Annotated in this window: 1 protein-coding gene and 1 pseudogene; both read right to left on the minus strand. The window is 48.4% G+C overall.

The window, feature by feature from the left end:
• Positions 1-204: 204 nt before the first annotated feature.
• Complete coding sequence (locus EYW47_RS40575) at positions 205-786, minus strand: hypothetical protein (RefSeq protein WP_133200412.1); 582 nt, start codon at positions 784-786, stop codon at positions 205-207.
• 23 nt (positions 787-809) lie between these two features.
• A pseudogene (locus EYW47_RS40580) lies at positions 810-1,710 on the minus strand (peptidase M23); the annotation flags it as partial.

Consider the following 1,710-nt stretch of genomic DNA (forward strand, 5'->3'; position numbering starts at 1 on the left):
CAAACCCGATTGGGGCAGAAAGGGCGGGCTGATAATCATGGCGTCCTAGTGCGTATGGGAGTACAGGTCGTCAAGATGGAGTATTGCCAAAATCATCAAAGCCTTGATAATTCTCATAGATCACTCCGGCTTAAGCATTCCACAGCGAGCCACCCGCTACTTCGCCGCAGAGTTTGGGTTCGTGACCCTTGCGGATAGGAGATTTCATTTACCCTTCGATGAGTCTTCTTTTTCATCATGGTTGGTTGACTTCCCGTTGCAGTTGAATTTATCCGAAGTAGACAACGGGTCACAAAAAATCCCTCTGCGACCATCATAAAATAGATCGAATTCCATAGAATTTATTGGACTATCGCTCGATTGCCGGATTTTTCCGACAAATTTGACGCCAAATCTCCCCCCATCACTAATCTGACCAGATGGACTAGAAAACCAACAGAAAGGCTCCCCATTCACGTATTCAAATCCAGAGCCTCCAATCTTTTCATAGATAGCACACCCAGCCGATACACCAATACCCTCTCGAACCGCAGCGATCACGCCCACACCCGACGGACCATCCCATGTAAATAGCTCCATCACCTTGTTATTCTTCAAATCAAAACCCGGTGATTTCTTTAAATCACTTTCAATCTGCTTCAGAGTATCGACACCTATCTTTCCATTTCGCTCAAACTTCATGCTGCGCGGCCTGGAAGTCACCAAATCTTTCGCATCTGAGAATACCGGCAAGAAAATCGCCAAGCCGATGCCAATAAATAATACCGCGCAGACATTTCTCAGCATGACAGCCGCCCCATGAAATTAAACTATTCAGCCTCGGAAAAATCGACCTTGATCGTTCCAACGGGCGTATTGATTACTTGCTCCAACACTCTATCTATTGAGTCGAGTAACAACCGAGCAGCAAACGCAGAATACGCTTGCCGTTCAATTCGACCGTTACCTCCGCCATTTACGCCGCGACTAACATCTTGGACAGCCTGATAGCTCCATGGCAGGTCAGCCTTTCTACTGATATTGATACCCACCTGAAACGGCCGTGATACCCAATAAAATCCCGCTGAGTTGCACGCGTGATAGAAATCATCAGCAACGATATTGGGATCAAAGCGCGGCGACCATTTTATTCGAGCCCCATTGTCAGATGGATTGATTGTCCAATGTAGAGACGTAGCAGTAATACGGGGGTGGTTCGGTGTTAACCGGTCAGAATACGAGCCACTATGGTCTGGCAATGCTACGCGTCCACAGAAATTTCCGTAACTTTGGTAGTTCGATGCCCACGTCAACTGCATCGCTCCTCGCCCATAGAAGGCACCATAATATTCTGTCGCGGGATTCCCGGAGTTATATTGCCCATACCCCCACTCATGCATAATTGGATGATTTGCCAAATTTCTCCACTGAGCCGTTTCCCAGTTTATTTGAGCCAAGAATAACGCACGCCTGTGTGAGGGGCTCAATCCGTACTTTATGATTGCGCGATTTAGTTGCACAACATACGGTTGCTGCGCTTGCCCGACGGCTTGCCTAGTCATCGTATAGACGGGACCAGTCTTTACGGCGGCATAGATCTGGCCAACCCTTGCATAGAACGGAAACTTAGGCATCGCCTTTGCTAGTTCCGAGGCATTCAGCCACCCGCATTTCCTGAAATGCCGGATAAACGCGAGCGGATGGAAAAACCACAGCTTCTGCCCGGCCGGC

The organism is Paraburkholderia silviterrae (assembly GCF_004353915.1).
GTDB classification, from domain to species: Bacteria; Pseudomonadota; Gammaproteobacteria; order Burkholderiales; family Burkholderiaceae; genus Paraburkholderia; species Paraburkholderia silviterrae.